Origin of the sequence: Streptomyces tateyamensis (assembly GCF_003205575.1) — a bacterium.
Lineage (GTDB): Bacteria > Actinomycetota > Actinomycetes > Streptomycetales > Streptomycetaceae > Kitasatospora > Kitasatospora tateyamensis.
Genome location: NZ_PYBW01000049.1, coordinates 130,600 through 131,193, shown reverse-complemented (window position 1 = coordinate 131,193; position 594 = coordinate 130,600). Strand labels below are relative to the sequence as shown.

Annotated in this window: 1 pseudogene; it reads right to left on the bottom strand. The window is 71.4% G+C overall.

The features are described from left to right. Window positions 1-112: 112 nt before the first annotated feature. Window positions 113-349, bottom strand: a pseudogene (locus C7C46_RS16120) (ABC transporter permease); the annotation flags it as partial. Between the last annotated feature and the right edge of the window lie 245 nt (window positions 350-594).

Here is a 594-nt window from a genome sequence, read left to right as displayed (position 1 = left end):
CGGCGGGAGGGGGCACCCCGGCTCGTCCCGAGTTCGCTGACCGGAGGTCAAGGACCGAACCACGGCGCGCCGGCCGTCAACAGACTGACGCACCGTCAGACTGTCCCCGCCCCTACCTCGCCAGGCGTCCCAGCAGGGACGAGGCCGCCGCGATGCCGGCGGCCGCTGCCAGGGCCAGTACCCCGAAGTCCAGGGGGAGGTGGGCCGGGGTGCCGATCAGCAGTCCCCGTAGGGCGTCGACCTGGTAGCTCAGGGGGTTGGCCTTGCTCACCGCCTGGAGCCAGCCCGGCATCAGGTGGACCGGGTAGAGGGCGTTGGAGCCGAAGAAGAGCGGCATGGTGATGGCCTGGGTCAAGCTCTGTTGGCAACCTATTTCCGGCGATCGCTGAGCGGTTGGCAGATCGGGGAGGCCGGCGCTTGCGCCTGCCGTGTCTGGGGCCGAGACCACCGGGCGGGAGCGGGTCCGCTGAGGTGGGGGAGGCTTTGGGCGGTGTCCTTGCGGGGCTGGGGTCGGGCATGGCCGGGGGGCCGTAAGCTGTTGCGACTCGGTCAGGGCTTCTGGGCCTGACCGCAATTTGGCCGAGTGGCCCCCCG